Consider the following 18919-nt stretch of genomic DNA (forward strand, 5'->3'; position numbering starts at 1 on the left):
TGCCAGGTAGTCTTGTCTGTTCTATAAACTTTTTAACGATAGCATAAGGTTATCGTCAAATGGTATTACCTAGATAAACTGAGATTTTATTATTTCTTTTTCTTTGGTTTTGGTGCAGGTAACTCATCATACATTGAATTAAATAAGCCGGTTAAATATTCTTTGTTGTCAACATCATCTACCAATAGCATTTCCTTTGCACCTTCATACGGCAATTCGTATTCTACATCCGGCATATACGCTATTGCAGATTTGACAGGCTTCACTAAAAATCTATCATCATAAATTCCACCCATGATTTTCCCTCGATAATAAATTATATATTCACCCATCATTGCTCTATATGATATTTCTTCCAACTCGGACAATTGTTCTAAAATGAAATCTAAATATTCTTTACTTGAAGCCATTTTTGCTATCTCCCTTAATTACTAAAATTTCAATAGTCCATTTTCATCAAATTGAAAATTGGGTCCCCAAGAAACTTCCCAATAATATCTATGCGTGATATCCATCCCAGAAAAGCCCTGTGGCTCTTTTACAATTTTTTCACCTGCTTTTCCTTACTAATTCTAGCACTCTCCAATATAGTATAAATTATATAACCAATAAAAATGATAATAAAAATAACATAGCAGCCAGTCTTACAACTTACTACTTTTCATATGATAATTTACAAATGTCTTTCCAGCCACTCGATCTTTTTAAAATCCTTATTGTTATTGTGATCATTTCGATAGGAGTCTTGAGAAGAAGCTTTATAAATACTTAGATACTGCTCCAGACTTGGAAGACGAAAAGTGATGCCTTCAATGTGAATAAGCTCAATATCCGATTCCGAAACTCCTGCAAAATCAAGTAAGGAATCGATACTTCCATATTCAACACTCACTCTATCCTTTTGGAATTCATGCTCATGAATATCTATTAAGACGTAGCCTAAGTCTTTCATCACTTTCATTATCTTGTCCCAGTCATAAATTCTGAGATGATCAGGTGCTTCCCAACCTCTAGGGTCACCAGGCACATGAATGTCAATGTCAGACGGCCCCCAATTTTCTTTCGTTCTAAACTCCAATCCCAAAGACCCCATCAGTGTCGGTGTAATTCCGACTCGATTTAAATGGAAACAAATGGTTTTAAATTCTTCAAATAAGAGACTCATGTTTATTCTGAACCTTTCATCTAAATGTTCGTTATTTCTACTTTATTACCTTGAACAAAATCATTTTCATTTTCTAGTATATCCAGTTATTTTAGATACAAATTCTTTTCCTTCTTTTAAGGACCCAAATGCGACTAGATCTTTATAAGAAGGATTTTGATACAATTCCAGCATATACATCTTTCATTCTTCCAATATTTGAAAAACTAACCGATATTCTATGCAACTTACAACCTAATTATCTGTCCTTAGTATACACATATATTTCATAACGAAGATAATTAAGTTTGGTTTATCCAGGATCTACATCTATAGAAGTTATTTTGTAACCATCCTTATTGTATAAAAATTTTAATTGTAGGGTTAAATCTACTAATTCAGAATTAGAGGTCATCTGATATTCAACAGCAAAGCCAGTTTGATCATTAAATTCATAAACTTGTAGTTGAGAATACTCATAATTCGGATGGAAATTACATTCTACACCATATTCATCAATTTTATCAAAATCATTTAATTGTAATGAATCGTCAATATATTCAAGCAACTCTCTTAAATCATCAACTTCTGAACCATCAACACTATCCATAATATCTCTATAACTATTTAGATGAATTGCTCTTAAAATCTTTTTTAGTACTTCAATTACTTTTTCTTCATTTTGGTAGTTCTCTTTGTACTCAAAATCATCGAATATTCCCATGATAATACTTCCTTTTCTAGTAGTTAATTTTAAAGCTTTTAAAGCTTATGTATAGTAAAAATGTTTCTCTAACAAGCTGACACACTCGGCAGTTCGGAATTACCGTATCATTTCGTCGGTTTCCCTCCTCACTCTACGAATCCTATCCCATGGGCGGAGCATCTACTTCTACTTCGCTGATGCCTCAGCTCGTACAAGCAGTGATACCGCCTCAACATGATGCGTTTGTGGACTCAAAAGGTTCAGTGAACCTTTTGAGGATTAGCTACGTTTCACTAACAAACTTACACACTCCACGTGTGCTGAGAGCTTTCTTCTATACTAATAGACGAAAGGGTGTGAAAATGATTTTTAAATGATACTGTGGAACGGAACAGTAGCCCTAGTATTGACTACTGTCGTTTCTATTCATATTGGCTATTCTAGGACTGAGATGAAAAAATCTATAAATGCTCAGAATAAAATTGAACCCGCAAATCTCCCCAAAACAATGGTGAGTCATGTACTTGTATTATTCCGAAAAAATACACCTCTGGTGCAGTGAGACAAATTGGTGTATCTTATAGTGGCTTCGTAGATGAAAGCTATACTCTACTATCACTCTTTGATGATGTAGAACAAATTGAAAAAGATAATAGACTTCAGACAGCTATTGATGTTGTCAGAGAACAGTTTGGTTTTTTAGCCATACAAAAAGGAACCGTCCTAACTGAAGGTTCCAGAAATATTGAACGCAGTAAACTTATCGGTGGTCATTCCGCGGGTGGATTGGAGGGATTAAAATGAAACAAGAAAAAAATACAGTACAATTTTCAGAAATCCGTAGCAAAGGATGTAATGATATTGAAATGCTTGAAAGATTTTTACATGGAATCGTTGAAACAGCAACTTCAAAACTTCGTCAGAGAAAACTCAAAACAACTGAAATATCGATACGACTAGTACATGCTAAATCTGAAAACCGATTACCATTGGAATTTACATTTAGCATTAAGCCAACAAGCTCATCTGTGATAATCTATACTGAGGTAATCAATCGCTTTAAAGAATGTTACACAGGTGGGGGAATTCAAGGTTTTACGATTCAATTTGATAAAAATACCCTTGCCTCTGCATAGAAAGGATTTGATATGATTGACCGTTCATATTTACCATTTCAATCAGCAAGAGAGTACCAGGATACAAAGATGCAAAAATGGATGGGCTTTTTCCTATCTGAACATGCATCAGCACTCTCTGATGATACAAACAAAGTAACGTACATGTCTGACTTATCACTAGAGAAGAAATTATTACTCCTCAGTCAAGTATACGCCGGGCAGCTACGCACACGCATTCAAGTGATTGAAAAAAACAAGCGTGTTTCCTACACTGGAACAATACCAAGTCTGACCAAAGATTTCATTTTGATAAAAACTACAACAGGTCACATCAATTTGAAATTAAAAGACATTATTAGTATTGAACTTGTCGAGGAGGTGCTCTATGAATCAGCTTGAGTTTCAGCGTAATCACCTACAAATGGACTATTATAGCGAGAGCTACCAAGATTTTGAACGTGACTTCTACCGCTACTCTAACATGAATATTCCATTGACCTTCCTAACTGATGATATCCTAAAAACAATGGCGACTTCACGTAAGAATTACTTTGTCCTCAATAAGGAAAAGTCCAGAGATAACCGCGATCACTTCTTCATATTTGAAGTAAGTACCGTAGATGAGAATCCGCTAATCTATCATTATACATATAAGAAAACTACAATATATTTAGCAGAAAAATAGGAGCAGTTCAATTGACTGTTCCTATTTTTAATATTCATAAAATCTAAAGTCTTTATACTCTTTAACAATGGAGTCGCCAACCAGAACAGACTATACTGACCAGCGACTACCTTAAATTTAATGTTTCAGATTTATTTTCTTATCTCTAATTTCATAAACTACATCTGCTACATTTTCGAGTAATCGTTTATCGTGGGTGATAAACACGATAGTTCCGGTGTACTCCTTCATTAGTATTTCCAAAGCCTCTAAACTTGGTATGTCAAGGAAGTTACTGGGTTCATCCATTATTAGGATGTTATATCTACCCATGAGCATTTTAGCAAGCAACAATTTTATAATTTCTCCACCGCTTAAAACAGATAAACTTTTTCCAATATCGTTCTGTTTGAACCCCATAGATGCTAGCACTGAACGAATTTCTGATATATTGTAGTCACAATCCTTCTGCATAAACTCCATAACATTCTGATTACTGTTGTACTTGTAACCATTCTGTGCAAAGTAACCTATTTTTGCCTTAGGCGAAATAGAAATTCCTTCTTCATGGTTTAAGATCATTTGGATTAAAGTTGTTTTTCCGATTCCATTACCACCAGTTAACGCCACTTTTGCTCCTAACGGAATTTGAAAAGATGCATTTTCAAACAGAGCCTTATCCCCAAATACTTTATTAATTTCTGCACCGACTATAGGGTATGGATTATGGAGCTCCAATGCTTTACTTTGCCTGAAACGAATTCTGCGAATGCCTTCCGGAGCTTCTACTTTTCCTAAGGCCGCAATCCTGTGCTCTAGGGTTTTAGCAGCATTATACATCTTTTTTTCCTTACTTCCTATTGATTTTTGATGAGCTAAACGCCCTCCGTCTTCAGTACTTTTTTTCTTTGAAGAACCTTTTGCCTTCTGTTCTATTTTACGAGCCTGTTTTCGCTTTTCCTCCGCAGCCCTTTCCAATCGGGCACGTTCCGCAATAAATTGTTCGTATTCTGCAGCTTGGCTCTTACGTTCTTCCTCTTTCTGACGAAGATAATCAGAATAGTTTCCCCAATACTCAGTGATTTTGCCATCTTTCAGTTCCCATATTTTATCTACTATTTCATCAAGAAAATAGCGGTCATGGCTAATAACTAACAGTGCACCTGTAAAATATTTTAGCTGTCCTATTAGAAAATCAATTCCTTCACGGTCTAAATGGCTCGTAGGTTCATCCGCTAAAATACCATGAACCTGTGCCGATAAGGCCTGTGCTATTTTAAGCCTTGTTTCTTCACCACCGCTCATAGTCTGTATATTTAATTGCTCAACACCTAGCTTGCCTACAAGTGCAAAATCTTTTTCCTCCTGCAGAGTTACTTCGTCCAACTGGGGAATATAGGCAAGTTCACCCAGACGATTCATTTTACATCCTGGGGGAGTTAATTCTCCTAAAAGTACCCTGAGTAAAGTGCTTTTTCCAGCACCATTTGCTCCTACTAAACCAATACGGTCATAATCATATACTTCTAATTCATTTATATCTAAAACATCGCGTCCTTTGAATTCCACACGAATGTCTTTTGCTTTTAATATTAATTCCATAACATTTCCTCCTGTCTATAATCGCATGCTTTCATTTGCTTGTATGCAGGGAAAACCCTGCGATTTTAGCAGGAAGAGTTACATGAAAATAAGATACATAAATATTCCTCCAATATTGTTTATTTTAAATCTAATTTTCTAACCTCAGTTATCATTTGGCAAACTATAGCAATGCCAATAATTAAAATACCTGATAGTAAAAACCAATGATTTACACCGATTTTATCAGCAAAGAATCCAGAAAGAATTAACCCAATTGGCATAGCAAGTGACATGATACTTCCGATCAAAGAAAATACACGTCCTAAATATTCAGGCTTAATTTTCTCCTGAAAAAGAGCTGTTTGCACACCGCTATAAAATGGCACCGAAAGCCCCATTATTGCACAGCAAACTACGAATATTACAAATCCATTTGGAGGAAGTATTCCCGAAACGGCTAAACTGGTCCCCATTATAAAAAATGAACTTGTTATTAGTAATACATGCTTTTCGAAGCCCCCTAATCTTCCTAATAATAAGCCTCCTGCTAGCATCCCAAATGCAAAGGAAATTTCCGTAATAGAAATATGCACAGGCGTTCCATTAAAGTGTTCCATGCTTATTAAAGGAAATAGTGCATTGATTGGCATATAAACAAAAGTATATAGTGTTCCTAAGAGTAATAAGGCAAACAATCCTTTGTTTTGTCTCAGAACCACAACTCCTTCTTTCATCTCCCTTATGAAATTTGGTTCTAAACTTTGCACTTGATTACCCAGCTTAGGTATACGTACAATTGCTACCGTAATAGATGCAATCACAGCACCCAATACGTCGATGGCAATAATAGCATTTAAATCCCAAACGGAGTATAAGAGTGCTGCAACTGCCGGACTAACAATATAGCTTATAGACTGCAAAGACTGACTATAGCCTGCGCATTTCGTTAGCTGTTCTTCTGGTACTAAAAGTGGTGTAACCGCATTGAGTGCTGGGGTATGAAAAGCTGTTCCAATGCTACGGATAAACAATACTATCATAATCATCCAGACAGGTAGCTCCATACAGAATGCAACAATAGCAAGCACTGCACCAGCTGCTACGATAATTAAATCGGCACCAATCATTATCTTCTTCCTATCATGACGATCCACTAGCACACCAATGGCAGGTCCCAAAATCGCATAGGGTAAAAAACCTACTAATGAAGCCATAGACAAGACCATCGCAGATCCTGTTTTTTCTGTAAGGTAAAAAATAATCGCCATTTGCAGGATGGCACTAGTGATTAATGATACTGCTTGCCCTGCCCATATTGCATAAAATTTTCGTTTCCAATTGTTGTATTTTTCCATTTATATTATCTCCTGCATATTATTTTGCTTGAATTTCTATTTTGAATAGCATTCTAGGCAATAAAAAATGCAGGCCAAACCCCACAATGTGGCTTTTGGTCTGCATACATACAATTTGGAAACATTCATATTAAAGACATAGTTAAATAAAGGTATAGTTAAATAACCAATATCCTCACCGTAACTAATGAATGCTCAATATCGTATAAATAAGCACAACAAAAAAGCCTATCATCGGGTATAGATTCTGCTTTTTTTATTGCCAGCTTATCTTAAACGCATTGAGGCTGTCATAGTTTCGGTTCCTCCTACATCTTTGTTTATATCAATTTATAGTATAACACAAAAAGATGATATGTTCAATATAAAAGTTATGGAATGAGACTCATACTTCCAATTCGATGCCAGATTTAAAGGATATGACGAAGTTTTCTTCATAGACTGTAACGCTCTGGATTATCTTCCTTAGTAGCAAGCGATTAGCTTTCACAAAATCTTCTGTTTGTAGTTTTAAAAATTCATCAGGATTTTCTAACTCAACCTCAAAATATTTCATTTTACATTCCCTCATTTCATTTATTGATAAATTGAGTTTGCAAAAAAGAGTGGACAATTTTTGTCTACTCTTAACCTTTAAAATAGTTTTTTTTAATCGATTTGAAGTTGCCTAAATTATTACTTATTCGGTAAAATGAAGTATTGCTTTCAACAGATTTCCTTCAACTACACTTCACTTGATTCAAACAAGGTGGGTACATTTCTATTCCCACAAACTCCTTGTCAATGGAAACAAACACGTACCCACAGGGTAAATGGAAATAGAAACTGATAATTTCTAGCTATCACTTCTACTCATTCCAAAAATTTTCTCACTCTGATACTTACCCACCATAAAGCAAAAAGCCTTGCAATCAAGGCTTTCATTATCCCTTTCGTTCAAAGGTTTCTAAGCTTTTACGAGCAGAGCGACACACTCAGCGGTTCGCTATCTCCGTTCTGTCTGCGTGCTAGCACTTGTCAATCACGGACAGCTATCGCATGGGCGGAAGTAAATGCTAATCTTCGTCGTTTTACTCCTTGACTAGCAAACTTACCGCCTCAACATGATGCGTTTGCGGAAAAAGATCCACCGGCTGGACTTTCTTCAATTCGTAGCCCAACTCTTGGTAGAGTTTGATATCACGCGCCATGGTGGCGACGTTACAGGAGATATAGGCGATGCGGTCAGCGCCTGTTTGGGCGCTTGCTTTGATAAAGCTATCGGTCAAGCCCTTGCGTGGTGGGTCGACTAGGATGGCGGTTGGTTGGATGCCTTCCTTAAGCCATTTTTTCATGGCATTTTCAGCTGTATCACAGACATAGTGGGCATTAGTGATGCCATTTATACTAGCATTTTTCTGGCTATTTTCAACTGCTTCGGGGATGACTTCGACACCATAAACTTCCTTAACATGCTTAGCAACAGATAAACCAATAGTTCCGATTCCTGAATAGGCATCGATCACCACATCATCTTCACTTAACTCCGTAAAATCAATGGCTGTCTGATAAAGCTTCTCTGCCATTTCTGTGTTGACCTGATAAAAGGCTGGTCCAGAAATTTGGAAGCTATTCCCCAACATTTGGTCCGTAATGTAATCTTGACCATAAAGCGTACGCCATTCTTTCCCAAAAATAGCATTGGTATTCTGGTCATTGATATTCTGCATAACAGACACAATCTCTGGGAACTGCTTGATGACTTGTTCAATCAACTGTTCAACTCGGAAAATTTTAGGACGAGTGGTCACCAAAATAACCATAATTTGACCTGAATGATGGCCACGACGTACAACAAGGTTTCGAATCAGACCAGACTGTTCCTTTTCATCATAGGGTTTTAAGTCATAGCGACGAAGCAAATCACGTAAAGCCACAATAACTTGGTCAATCACTGGATTCTGGATATAAAAATCTTCAAGAGGCATAAGATCATGAGAATTCTTACGGAAGAAACCAGTCTCCAGAACACCATTGACACGACGAACAGGAACCTGAGCCTTGTTCCGATATTTGATAGGATTTTCCATACCAAGAGTATCAGCAACCTCTATATCCGTCATTCCAGCAATCTTAAATAGGCTATCTTTTACTTGCTTGGTTTTAAACTTGAGTTGCTCTGGATAAGCTAGATGCCCCAAGTCGGCAATACCTGAACGCAGGTAAGCCAAATCTAAGTTTTGATTACGATGTGGAGATTGTGTAAGATATTCCTCGACTTTACCAAAGCCAATCTTCTTGTTGACTTTAAGGACTCGCATAAGGATTTTTTCAGTCGGAAGAGCATTCTCTACAAAAAAGACCAAGCCATCTACCTTGGCAACACCTGCTCCTTCATGAGTCAAATCGACAATCTCAACTTCTACAATATCATTTTTCTTTAACATATTCTTCACTTTCTATAAGCCGACAAAAAAGACGGCAACAATCCTGTTACCATCTATTATACCATGAATTGATCTAAGCACCAAAACTCTTGAAGAAATCAAGGATAGCTTGCCAAATTGAGCTAAGGATGTTTCCACCGTCTTGAATAGCTTTATTGGCATCAAAGTTTAGGTCGATATTGCTGAAACTATCACCTGCTTGTGCAACGATACTTTGTTTCAGATCTTTTAGCGTCTTAATAAAGTCTTCGTTATTAAGAATATCGCTCTTAGAAAGATTAAAGGCAAAGTTGATGATGACATTGACTTGGTTCCCTGTTATAACCTGATCCAGCTTATAATTTTTCAACGTATCTTCAACAATCTTACGAACATCATCTTCAGTAAGCTCACCCTTGGACTCTTTAGCTTTAGCGATAGCAGATTTGATATCGGCAAGGGCTACATTGAGTTTATTGGCATCATAGCCTGATTTGTCCTTATTTTCATCGTTGATGTCTGACAAGGCTTTTAGTTCTTCCTGAGCTAGGTCTTTATTTTCTTGAGGAAGTTGAACACCATTAGCTTCTAACGAATAGTAAATACCTGCTAGGGCACTTTCACCTGTTACAGGGATTGGTGCAGCAACGGTGATACGAGCATGTTCCACACCCAAGGTAACGGCCGCATTACGGTACATATCTTGGGTCACTTTAGTAATATTTTCAGGGGTTTCAATCTTCACTTCAAGTGGAGATTTTTCACCTAATTTTTGAATTTTTGCAGACGAATAGAGCTGGAGACTAGAGTCATTGGCAACGTTCATAATCTTTGAGTAGACATCTGGCGTCATAGTCTTCAGTTCTTTGGTATCTGTAGAGGCGTTATAGCCGAGTTTTTTTAATGTTTGATTTTTTTGATCTTCAGTGAGAGAAGAACCCAAGACGTACTCAGGTTGAACATAAGTTTCATCAATTACTTTTTGAACATCAGTGGCTGCTTGAGCGCTTTGCAAAGTTGCAACTGCTAAAAGAACTGCAGCACTAGTCAGAAAGAATTTCTTTCGCATGAGACGTTCCTCCTTTTCCTATCTAGGATAGTCGATTAGCCTTAAAGAAAGCTTATAAAAGCACCTAGAATTTTCTAAGTGCTTAAAATAGATTAAAAAATTTAATAATGTAGAGATTTAGTTGAACCTGTCTAGAGTAATAATAGTTCCCTCCATCCACATAGAGTTCTCCACCTTGAAAGATGGAAATTGGATTGACGTAGCGATAGGTTTTTCCAGTTGTATTTCCTAAAGTTGGCGCAACGGTATCTCTTGAGTATTTCTTGGCTAGTGCAAGGGTATTTTCTTTCCCGTTTTGGGCGATAAAATCAATATAAGCAGGCCCAAAGTTATAGGCCTGTACAGCAGTCCAAACATCTACACCCTTTTCTTGAGCTAAATAAAGATTCTCTGTCAAGGTTTGAATTCCCTGACGAATACTACTCCTATTGTCAGAAATCGTATTTGTAGTTCCGCTAGCAGACTCACTAGACTGCATCACGTCGCTTTCTTTACCTTTGGTTTCGGTATAAATCATGGCCAGGACTAGTTCTTCATTTGCTGGCGTATCTTGCTCACTTAAAACCTCTCGTACCAAGGATTGATAGGTCATGACCTGCTTCACATCCCGATACATATGAAAAAGTTTATAACCAGTAAATAATACAAGAACAAGTAGCAAGACCCTTCTTATAAATTTAAACATTATTTGCTTTGTATATCCTCGATGTTTTTGATTAAGATAGAGTAGGTTCCATTTTCATTTTGGATAAATTCGACCGACTCAGCATCTTGGTAAATATTATTGGGTACGATTAACTCAATCCCATTTGACAGAGAAAGCTTTTGGTTTTCAAATTTCTTTAATTGACGACTGGCATCGATTTCATCAAATTGAACTGGCTCTGGCACTGCTTCCTTGACTTGGTCAATAAAGCTAAGACGTGCAGTGAGATTGTTGTCAAAAAGGTCATTTGCCAATTTTTCTGGAGACAATTCATTGCTTTCTTCAAGGTTATTAAAAATAGCTGATTTGACCTTGGATTGAAATTGAAAATCATCTGTATTAAATGTTTCAGCAATTCTCTGAGCTGTTTTTTCCAGTTCCTTGATTGACTTTTTAGGTGAAATCTTTGGCTGAGCCTGGATCAGATTCTCAGAAAAATAGTTCAAAAAAGTCCCGTTATACTTGATTCGTTTCTCAATCAGGTGATATTTTCGGCTTTGAAGATTGACCACCAAGGCCTCATCTGCGCCTGTACCAAATCCAGGAAGATTGTTTTGAGTCAGCTTGATTGGATTATCAACCTCTCCACCGAGGTGGGTCAAGGTCTCACGCAAGGCAATACGTAGAAAAGCAAAATGCTCTACTCCTTCTTTAGAAAACTGCACAAAAATCAAGTCATTGGTCTTGAGATTTTCAGAAATGCTGAATTCCTCTTTCCATAGGTTTGCTAGCGTCACCGATGTCTCCAACAAATCATCTGTAATATGATTGAAGAAGGGATTTTCTTCTTCGAAAATCCCAGTCTTGGCTTCATCTGAATACACACGTTCAATTTTCTTACGTAGGTATTCTTCGATTTTTGGAGTGATATTGAGAAATTTATCCGCTAGAAACAACTCTGTGTCATTAGGGCTGAACTGATGGATAATGGCTTTCTTAATATAAATGTCCATAAAAATTTTAGTCCTCGTATAATGGGAAGGCATCTGTCAAGACTTTGACTTCGCTTCTTACTTCTTCTAAGACAGCTTCATTTTCTGCATTTTTAAGGGCTTTAATGATAAGCTCAGCCACTTTACGACTTTCTTCTTCACCAAAACCACGTGCAGTAATGGCTGCAGATCCGATACGAATACCACTTGTCTTAAATGGTGACAAAGTTTCGTAAGGGATTGAGTTTTTATTTAGGGTAATATTGACCTCATCTAGCAAGTTTTGAGCAACTTTTCCGTTTTCTACAACCTTGGTTACATCCACTAGGAAGAGGTGATTTTCAGTACCACCAGAGATAATACGGAAATCAGGGTCTTGCAAGAAGACTTCTGCCATAGCCTTGCTGTTCTTAATAACATTTGCTGCATATTCCTTGAAGGCTAGGTCCAATACCTCTTTGAAGGCAACAGCCTTAGCAGCAACAACGTGCTCTAATGGCCCACCTTGGATACCTGGGAAAATAGCAGAATTAATCTTCTTAGCAAGGTCTTCGTCATTGGTCAAAATCAAACCACCACGTGGTCCACGAAGGGTTTTGTGGGTCGTTGTTGTTGTAATATGTGCATAAGGGACTGGACTTGGATGAAGACCTGCAGCAACCAAACCAGCAATGTGAGCCATATCTACCATGAGTTTAGCACCAACAGCATCTGCAATTTCACGGAATTTTGAAAAATCAATAATTTGAGAATAAGCTGAAGCTCCTGCAACGATTAATTTTGGTTTTACTTCTTGGGCTTGTTTCAAGATAGCATCAAAGTCCAAAAGTTCCGTTTCAGGATCCACACTATAAGAAACAAAGTTGTAGGTTTGACCAGAGAAGCTTACAGGAGCTCCGTGGGTCAAGTGACCACCTGCTGCCAAATCCATTCCCATTACCGTATCACCTGGCTCAACCAAAGCCATGTAGGCTGCACAGTTGGCTTGACTTCCTGAGTGAGGTTGGACATTGGCAAACTTGGCACCAAAGATTTCTTTTGCACGTTCAATAGCTAGAGTTTCAACGATATCTACTACATCCGTACCACCGTAATAACGACGTCCTGGGTAACCTTCGGCGTATTTATTGGTCAAGATAGACCCTTGAGCCGCCATAACTGCTTTAGAAACGACATTTTCAGAGGCGATTAGCTCGATATTGTTTTGTTGACGTTCCTCTTCTTTGGCAATGGCATTCCAAAGATCTGCATCATAAGCTTTAAAATCATCTTTGTCAAAAATCATAGGTCTTCTCCTTTATAGTGTGACAGGTCTTTTAGTTTGTTTTTACAACAAGAATATAAAATCCAAACTAAAAAATGCGAATAAACCGTTTCTGCACTTTATCACAAGTATAACCAACTTTTTCGTAAAATGCATGGGCACCCATACGATGGTCTGCAGAATTTAAGCGAATAAAGTTATAGCCTCGTTTTTTTGCTTCTTGTTCCAATCCTTGGAGCAAAGTTTTTCCGATACCCTGACCCTGTGTTTGAGGCAAAACAGCTAAAGCTAGGATATTAAAACCTGGTTTTGAATAAAGGGATTCATAAACCTCGGCATGGACATAACCAAGTAAATCATGGCTGGTCGAATCCTCGAAACCCAGTAGGTAGTGATGTGAGTCTTGAGATAACTTAGCTAGTTGACTAGCCGTTTCCTCTAAACTAAACGAATAGCCTAAAGCTTCTTTGTTAATCTCACAAATAGCTGCAACATCTGTTGTTTTCAAATCACGTAGCATATTATACCTCCTCAAAAGGAATTGTTGGTATCTTGGCAAGGATATCTTCTCGTGTAATCGCTCCTTGACGTAGAATCTTTACCTTGTCACCAGATAGGTCTAAAATAGTCGAATCCTGACCCGTTAAAAAATCATCGTCTTCAAGTCCCAAGATCTCTTGGTCAAAATCTTTCAGAATCTCTTCAAAGATAACACCGCTAGCATGACCTGAAATATTGGCAGATGGGCCGATTAAAGGACCAAACTCACGGATCAAGTCCAAGGTAACAGGATGACTAGGCATCCGAAATCCAACAGTCGTCAAGTCTGAATTGACCCAGTAAGGAACCTTGGCATTAGCTTCTAAGATAATGGTCAAAGGTCCAGGCAAAAAACTTTCAACCAGTTTATTGAGATAAGGTGGCTGATTCTTAGAAAAGTTCAAGATATCGTCTAAACTTGCGACATTGAGATTGAGCGCCTTGTCTCTAGGACGACGTTTAAGTTGATAGACATGATCAACTGCTTTTTCGTCTAGCGCCTTGGCAAAAAGACCATAAACTGTTTCTGTCGGCAGAACAACAGCTCCACCTTTTTCCAACTCTTGTTTAATTTTCTCCATCATCAATGACAACCATCCTATCTTGGCCAAATTGGTCTTTCAGAGTTCGAACTCGCTTCTCGGGATAATTTTCCTTGAAAAGAGCTGGAACGCTTTGTCCTTGTTTGTAGCCAATTTCAAGATAAATCTTACCACCATCTTTTAGATAGTCTTTAGCTTCCTCCGCGATTCTGCGATAGATCGCTAGACCATCCTCATCTGCAAAGAGGGCTAAATGTGGCTCTGAATGGAGAACATTCAAACCAACTTCTGCCTCATCTACTCGAGATATATAAGGTGGATTGGATACAATTATATCATATTTTGAAGAAATTTCGGAGAAACAGTTAGATTTAATAAAGGATAATGTTAGACCTTGATGATTAGCGTTTTCCATCGCCAAATCCAAAGCATCCTGAGAAATATCGGCAGCTGTGATTGTCCAATCTGGTCTATTTTTAGCTAAAGCAAGAGCGATAGCACCACTCCCAGTTCCAATATCCAGAACTTTGAGATTTTCCTTCGGATTCTCATCCAGAATGAGCTCCACCAACTCTTCTGTCTCTGGACGGGGAATCAAGACCCGCTCATCTACTTTTAACTGCATACCAAAGAATTCAGCATGACCAATAATATACTGGGCGGGTATATGATTTGCTAATTTCTTGTAAATTTCCTCTACAAACTCTTTTTCTTCCTCTGTAACTTCTTGCTGAAGGGCAAAGACGAAGTCTGTAAAAGATAGATTTTTCAGGCTACGATAGACAAAGGAGAGGCTTTCTGCTTCCTCTCCTTGTGCTATCAACTTTTCCTCAAAATCTTTAAACATTTGAGCTAATTTCATTATTTGTTTAATTCTTCTAATTTCTGTGTTTGGTCATAGAGTACCAAGGCATCCACAACTTCGTCTAGTTTACCAGATAAAATAGTATCAAGTTTTTGAAGGGTTAAGCCAATACGGTGGTCTGTCACACGGTTTTGTGGGAAGTTATAGGTACGGATACGCTCTGAACGGTCACCAGTACCGATAGTAGACTTACGCTCTGCGTCCTGCTCATCTTGGGCAATTTGAGCAAAGTGGTCAGCCACACGCGCACGGATGATCTTCATAGCTTTTTCACGGTTTTTCTGCTGGGTACGTTCTTCCTGCATTTCAACCTTGATATTGGTTGGCAAGTGAACGATACGAACGGCAGTCGCAACCTTGTTGACATTCTGTCCACCAGCTCCAGATGCGTGGTAGATATCCACACGAAGGTCTTTTGGATCAATATCATATTCTACCTCTTCCACTTCAGGCATAACGAGAACTGTCGCTGTAGAGGTATGCACACGCCCTTGGCTTTCTGTCACAGGGACACGTTGAACACGATGGGCACCAGACTCATACTTAAGCTTAGAGTAAACAGACTGACCTGATACCATAGCAACCACTTCCTTGAAACCACCAACACCGTTCATTGAGGCTTCCATGACTTCAAAGCGCCAGCCTTGGGCTTCAGCGTACTTTTGGTACATGGTTAGCAAATCACCAGCGAAAAGTGCTGCTTCATCACCACCAGCTGCTCCTCGGATTTCAAGGATGATGTTCTTGTCATCGTTTGGATCTTTAGGAAGGAGCAAGATCTTCAGTTTTTCTTCGTACTCTTCTTTTTCAGCCTTAGCATCTTTCAATTCTTGTTTGGCCATTTCTTCCAAGTCAGCATCTCCGCCTGATTCTTTAATCATCTCTTCGGCATCGATAATGTTTTGAAGGACTTGTTTGTATTCGCGGTAGGCAGTTACGGTATCACGAGTAGAAGCCTCTTCTTTTGAAAGCTCCATGAAACGTTTGGTATCAGAGACCACATCTGGGTCACTCAGCAATTCTCCCAACTCTTCATAACGGTCTTCTACTGCTTGTAGTTGATCATAGATGTTCATTTTTTCTCCTTATTTCTCAATTGTTAAATCGTATATTGCTACTACTTCGTTCTCAAATATTTCCCCAGTTTCTTTAAATCCATAACTGAGGTAACAAGATCTTGCATGTTCATTTTCTGGTTCATAAGACATCCAAAGTTTATTGGCTAAACCTGCTGGCGCTGTTCGAACATAGTCTAACACCTTATCCATAATTGGTTTAAAATATCCTTGATCTTGAAAATGCTTATCAATCATGAAACGAAAAAGTAAATAATTTCCATTACTAATTCCGATTTTTTTATCATAAGCTAACATCACAAAACCTATGATTGCATCATTATCATAAACTGCCAATGGAGCTACAAAATCTCCATTTTTTGTGTAGACATATGCTTCAGCTAAACTAATTGCGTTGGTAGCAATAAATTGTTTTTGATATTCCTTAACATCCAAATTCAGAACATCAAAATAATTTTCCATTGTAACATCTCTTAGTTCAATTGTCATAGTCTTGTCCCTTTTTAGATGTTATCAGTGGCGCAAAATAATGTTTACGGCAAACCGAGATATAGGTTTCATTGCCACCTATCTGGATCTGCTCACCATCATAGACTGGCAGACCATTCTGCGTACGCAAGACCATGGTCGCTTTTTTCTTGCAATACTGGCAAATGGTCTTGATTTCGTCAATCTTATCTGCTAAGAGCAGAAGATATTTTGAACCTTCGAATAGTTCATTACGAAAGTCATTTTTTAAACCAAATGCCATGACAGGTATGTCTAACTCATCCACAACACGAGCTAGATCGTAAACATGGTGACGCTTTAAAAACTGGGCTTCATCGACAAGTACACAGTAAGGCATTTCAGGTAAATCTCGGATAAATCCAAAGATATCCGTTGTTTCCTCAATAGCAACTGCTGGTCTTTTCATCCCAATTCGACTTGAAACATAGCCAACACCGTCACGCGTATCCAGAGCCGAAGTCATAATTACAACTCCCTTTCCTTGCTCCTCATAGTTATAGGCTACTTTGAGAATCTCAATCGTTTTTCCTGAGTTCATGGTCCCATAACGATAATACAACTGTGCCATGCTTCTATTTCACGTCCATTTCTAAATTTTTGCTACATTCTAGTATACCATATTTTCTCAAAGCTTTAAACGGCAAATTGTGATAAAATAGAAGAAATCAAATAACTAGTGGAGGACCCAATTATGCCATTTGTACGCATCGATTTATTTGAAGGACGCACGCTAGAGCAAAAGAAAGCCCTAGCCAAGGAAGTTACGGAAGCTGTTGTTCGCAACACTGGTGCACCTCAGTCTGCTGTTCATGTCATAATCAACGATATGCCTGAAGGAACCTATTTCCCACAAGGCGAAATGCGCACTAAGTAAAGCTTAAGCAATCTGCTTGGGCTTTTCTTTATAAGTAACATTCATTGAAGAAAATACTAAAATTTGTTACAATTTGAAGAGATATTAGTCTATACAAACAAATAAACTATAAAGGAATTGAAATGATTACACGGGAATTTGATACCATTGCAGCCATCTCTACACCGCTTGGTGAAGGAGCTATTGGGATTGTTCGTTTAAGCGGAACGGATAGTTTTGCCATTGCGCAGAAAATCTTTAAAGGCAAGGACTTGAGCAAGGTTGCTAGCCACACTCTTAACTACGGCCACATTGTTGATCCTGTGACAGGGAAAGTCATGGATGAGGTTATGGTTGGGGCTATGAAGTCTCCAAAGACCTTCACTCGTGAAGACATTATCGAGATTAACACCCACGGTGGAATCGCCGTAACCAATGAAATTCTCCAACTGGCTATCCGTGAAGGGGCTCGTATGGCAGAGCCTGGAGAGTTTACTAAACGTGCCTTCCTTAACGGTCGTGTAGACTTGACTCAGGCTGAAGCTGTTATGGATATCATCCGCGCCAAGACTGATAAGGCTATGAATATAGCGGTCAAACAATTAGACGGTTCTCTATCTGACTTGATTAATAATACTCGTCAGGAAATCCTCAATACACTAGCACAAGTAGAGGTTAATATCGACTATCCTGAGTATGACGATGTGGAAGAAGCCACTACTGCTGTTGTCCGTGAAAAAACTATGGAGTTTGAACAACTCTTAACCAATCTCTTAAAAACGGCACGTCGTGGGAAGATTCTCCGTGAAGGGATTTCAACGGCTATCATTGGTCGTCCAAATGTTGGGAAGTCTAGCCTTCTTAATAACCTCCTGCGCGAAGATAAAGCCATTGTAACTGATATTGCAGGAACTACTCGAGATGTCATCGAAGAATACGTCAACATCAACGGTGTTCCACTGAAGTTGATTGATACTGCAGGTATCCGTGAAACAGATGACATCGTCGAACAAATCGGTGTCGAGCGCTCCAAAAAAGCTTTCAAGGAAGCTGACTTGGTTCTACTGGTTCTAAATGCTAGTGAACCACTAACTGCCCAAGACCGACAACTTCTTGAAATTAGTCAAGATACTAATCGAATCATCCTACTTAACAAAACTGACCTACCTGAGGCTATTGAAACTCAGGAACTTCCTGAAGATGTCATCCGTATTTCGGTCCTCAAAAATCAAAACATTGATAAGATTGAAGAACGCATCAATAACCTCTTCTTTGAAAATGCTGGCTTGGTCGAACAAGATGCTACTTACTTGTCCAATGCTCGCCACATTTCATTAATTGAAAAGGCGGTTGAAAGCCTACAAGCTGTAAACGAAGGTCTTGAGCTGGGGATGCCAGTTGATTTACTTCAAGTTGATTTAACTCGTACTTGGGAAATTCTTGGAGAAATTACTGGTGATGCTGCACCAGATGAACTCATCACCCAGTTATTTAGCCAGTTTTGTTTAGGTAAATAACATAAAAACTAGGTCAAAAAAATACTAGTCACCTAAAAAGAGGTTGGGACAAAAAGATCCCGACCTCAC

23 protein-coding genes and 1 pseudogene are annotated in these 18919 nt (G+C 38.3%); 6 read left to right on the forward strand and 18 right to left on the reverse strand.

What is annotated here, in order from left to right; all coding sequences use genetic code 11:
* Nucleotides 1-89: 89 nt before the first annotated feature.
* From HMPREF2728_RS06590 to HMPREF2728_RS06600, 4 genes and pseudogenes are all read right to left on the reverse strand, one after another.
* Entirely contained in the window at nt 90-410 is a 321-nt protein-coding gene (locus HMPREF2728_RS06590; protein WP_075227415.1) for a TfoX/Sxy family protein, read from the reverse strand.
* Nucleotides 411-431: 21 nt separating this feature from the next.
* Nucleotides 432-554, reverse strand: a pseudogene (locus HMPREF2728_RS11070) (VOC family protein); the annotation flags it as partial.
* 119 nt (nt 555-673) lie between these two features.
* Nucleotides 674-1165, reverse strand: coding sequence for a phosphoribosylanthranilate isomerase (locus HMPREF2728_RS06595; protein WP_075227416.1), 492 nt, complete (start codon nt 1163-1165; stop codon nt 674-676).
* Between the two features lie 292 nt (nt 1166-1457).
* On the reverse strand, nt 1458-1868 hold the full coding sequence (locus tag HMPREF2728_RS06600; protein ID WP_070439258.1) for a DUF7668 domain-containing protein: 411 nt from the start codon (nt 1866-1868) through the stop codon (nt 1458-1460).
* 540 nt (nt 1869-2408) lie between these two features.
* Here HMPREF2728_RS06600 and HMPREF2728_RS06610 point away from each other — a divergent pair.
* From HMPREF2728_RS06610 to HMPREF2728_RS06625, 4 genes are read left to right on the forward strand one after another with little or no spacing between them, the layout of a single operon-like run.
* Nucleotides 2409-2654: a hypothetical protein gene (locus tag HMPREF2728_RS06610; protein ID WP_001813542.1), complete on the forward strand. Its 246-nt coding sequence runs from the start codon at nt 2409-2411 to the stop codon at nt 2652-2654.
* On the forward strand, nt 2651-2986 hold the full coding sequence (locus HMPREF2728_RS06615; protein ID WP_000806926.1) for a DinB/UmuC family translesion DNA polymerase: 336 nt from the start codon (nt 2651-2653) through the stop codon (nt 2984-2986). The genes HMPREF2728_RS06610 and HMPREF2728_RS06615 overlap by 4 nt, the downstream gene beginning before the upstream one ends.
* 12 nt (nt 2987-2998) lie before the next feature.
* Nucleotides 2999-3367: a hypothetical protein gene (locus HMPREF2728_RS06620; protein WP_000567222.1), complete on the forward strand. Its 369-nt coding sequence runs from the start codon at nt 2999-3001 to the stop codon at nt 3365-3367.
* Nucleotides 3354-3653 (forward strand): DUF5960 family protein, encoded by a 300-nt coding sequence (locus HMPREF2728_RS06625; protein ID WP_001072467.1) that lies wholly within the window; start codon nt 3354-3356, stop codon nt 3651-3653. Before HMPREF2728_RS06620 ends, HMPREF2728_RS06625 begins: the two co-directional genes overlap by 14 nt.
* Nucleotides 3654-3770: 117 nt before the next feature.
* Here HMPREF2728_RS06625 and msr(D) read toward each other — a convergent pair whose 3' ends face one another.
* The 14 genes from msr(D) to HMPREF2728_RS06695 form a co-directional block, all read right to left on the reverse strand.
* Nucleotides 3771-5234: an ABC-F type ribosomal protection protein Msr(D) gene (gene msr(D) / locus HMPREF2728_RS06630; RefSeq protein ID WP_000420313.1), complete on the reverse strand. Its 1464-nt coding sequence runs from the start codon at nt 5232-5234 to the stop codon at nt 3771-3773.
* Between the two features lie 119 nt (nt 5235-5353).
* Complete coding sequence (gene mef(A) / locus HMPREF2728_RS06635) at nt 5354-6571, reverse strand: macrolide efflux MFS transporter Mef(A) (RefSeq protein WP_075227417.1); 1218 nt, start codon at nt 6569-6571, stop codon at nt 5354-5356.
* Between the two features lie 385 nt (nt 6572-6956).
* Nucleotides 6957-7127: a hypothetical protein gene (locus HMPREF2728_RS06640; RefSeq protein ID WP_000873143.1), complete on the reverse strand. Its 171-nt coding sequence runs from the start codon at nt 7125-7127 to the stop codon at nt 6957-6959.
* 514 nt (nt 7128-7641) lie between these two features.
* Entirely contained in the window at nt 7642-8997 is a 1356-nt protein-coding gene (rlmD, locus tag HMPREF2728_RS06645) for a 23S rRNA (uracil(1939)-C(5))-methyltransferase RlmD (protein WP_075227418.1), read from the reverse strand.
* A gap of 73 nt (nt 8998-9070) precedes the next feature.
* Nucleotides 9071-10045, reverse strand: coding sequence for a DUF1002 domain-containing protein (locus HMPREF2728_RS06650; protein ID WP_075227419.1), 975 nt, complete (start codon nt 10043-10045; stop codon nt 9071-9073).
* Nucleotides 10046-10127: 82 nt separating this feature from the next.
* A complete protein-coding gene (locus HMPREF2728_RS06655) occupies nt 10128-10730 on the reverse strand; it encodes a lysozyme family protein (RefSeq protein WP_049509016.1) in 603 nt (200 codons plus the stop codon).
* Nucleotides 10730-11704, reverse strand: a complete 975-nt coding sequence (locus HMPREF2728_RS06660) for a nucleoid-associated protein (RefSeq protein ID WP_049509017.1) — start codon at nt 11702-11704, stop codon at nt 10730-10732. Before HMPREF2728_RS06660 ends, HMPREF2728_RS06655 begins: the two co-directional genes overlap by 1 nt.
* 7 nt (nt 11705-11711) lie before the next feature.
* On the reverse strand, nt 11712-12968 hold the full coding sequence (gene glyA, locus HMPREF2728_RS06665) for a serine hydroxymethyltransferase (RefSeq protein WP_075227420.1): 1257 nt from the start codon (nt 12966-12968) through the stop codon (nt 11712-11714).
* Nucleotides 12969-13035: 67 nt separating this feature from the next.
* Nucleotides 13036-13467 (reverse strand): GNAT family N-acetyltransferase, encoded by a 432-nt coding sequence (locus HMPREF2728_RS06670; RefSeq protein WP_075227421.1) that lies wholly within the window; start codon nt 13465-13467, stop codon nt 13036-13038.
* A gap of 1 nt (nt 13468) precedes the next feature.
* The gene (locus HMPREF2728_RS06675) at nt 13469-14071 is read right to left on the reverse strand and encodes an L-threonylcarbamoyladenylate synthase (RefSeq protein WP_186822197.1); all 603 of its coding nucleotides are present in this window, start codon (nt 14069-14071) and stop codon (nt 13469-13471) included.
* Nucleotides 14055-14891, reverse strand: a complete 837-nt coding sequence (gene prmC / locus HMPREF2728_RS06680) for a peptide chain release factor N(5)-glutamine methyltransferase (RefSeq protein ID WP_075227422.1) — start codon at nt 14889-14891, stop codon at nt 14055-14057. Before prmC ends, HMPREF2728_RS06675 begins: the two co-directional genes overlap by 17 nt.
* Complete coding sequence (prfA, locus tag HMPREF2728_RS06685; protein ID WP_001028810.1) at nt 14891-15970, reverse strand: peptide chain release factor 1; 1080 nt, start codon at nt 15968-15970, stop codon at nt 14891-14893. Before prfA ends, prmC begins: the two co-directional genes overlap by 1 nt.
* Before the next feature lie 9 nt (nt 15971-15979).
* Nucleotides 15980-16459, reverse strand: coding sequence for a GNAT family N-acetyltransferase (locus tag HMPREF2728_RS06690; RefSeq protein ID WP_075227423.1), 480 nt, complete (start codon nt 16457-16459; stop codon nt 15980-15982).
* A complete protein-coding gene (locus HMPREF2728_RS06695) occupies nt 16449-17048 on the reverse strand; it encodes a thymidine kinase (protein ID WP_075227424.1) in 600 nt (199 codons plus the stop codon). Before HMPREF2728_RS06695 ends, HMPREF2728_RS06690 begins: the two co-directional genes overlap by 11 nt.
* 123 nt (nt 17049-17171) lie before the next feature.
* Between HMPREF2728_RS06695 and HMPREF2728_RS06700 the strand changes: the two genes are divergently transcribed.
* Both HMPREF2728_RS06700 and mnmE read left to right on the forward strand, forming a co-directional pair.
* A complete protein-coding gene (locus HMPREF2728_RS06700) occupies nt 17172-17354 on the forward strand; it encodes a 4-oxalocrotonate tautomerase (protein ID WP_001117401.1) in 183 nt (60 codons plus the stop codon).
* Between the two features lie 122 nt (nt 17355-17476).
* Nucleotides 17477-18850: a tRNA uridine-5-carboxymethylaminomethyl(34) synthesis GTPase MnmE gene (gene mnmE, locus HMPREF2728_RS06705; protein ID WP_075227425.1), complete on the forward strand. Its 1374-nt coding sequence runs from the start codon at nt 17477-17479 to the stop codon at nt 18848-18850.
* Nucleotides 18851-18919: the final 69 nt, after the last annotated feature.

Source organism: Streptococcus sp. HMSC061D10 (genome assembly GCF_001808865.1).
Taxonomy (GTDB): Bacteria; Bacillota; Bacilli; order Lactobacillales; family Streptococcaceae; genus Streptococcus.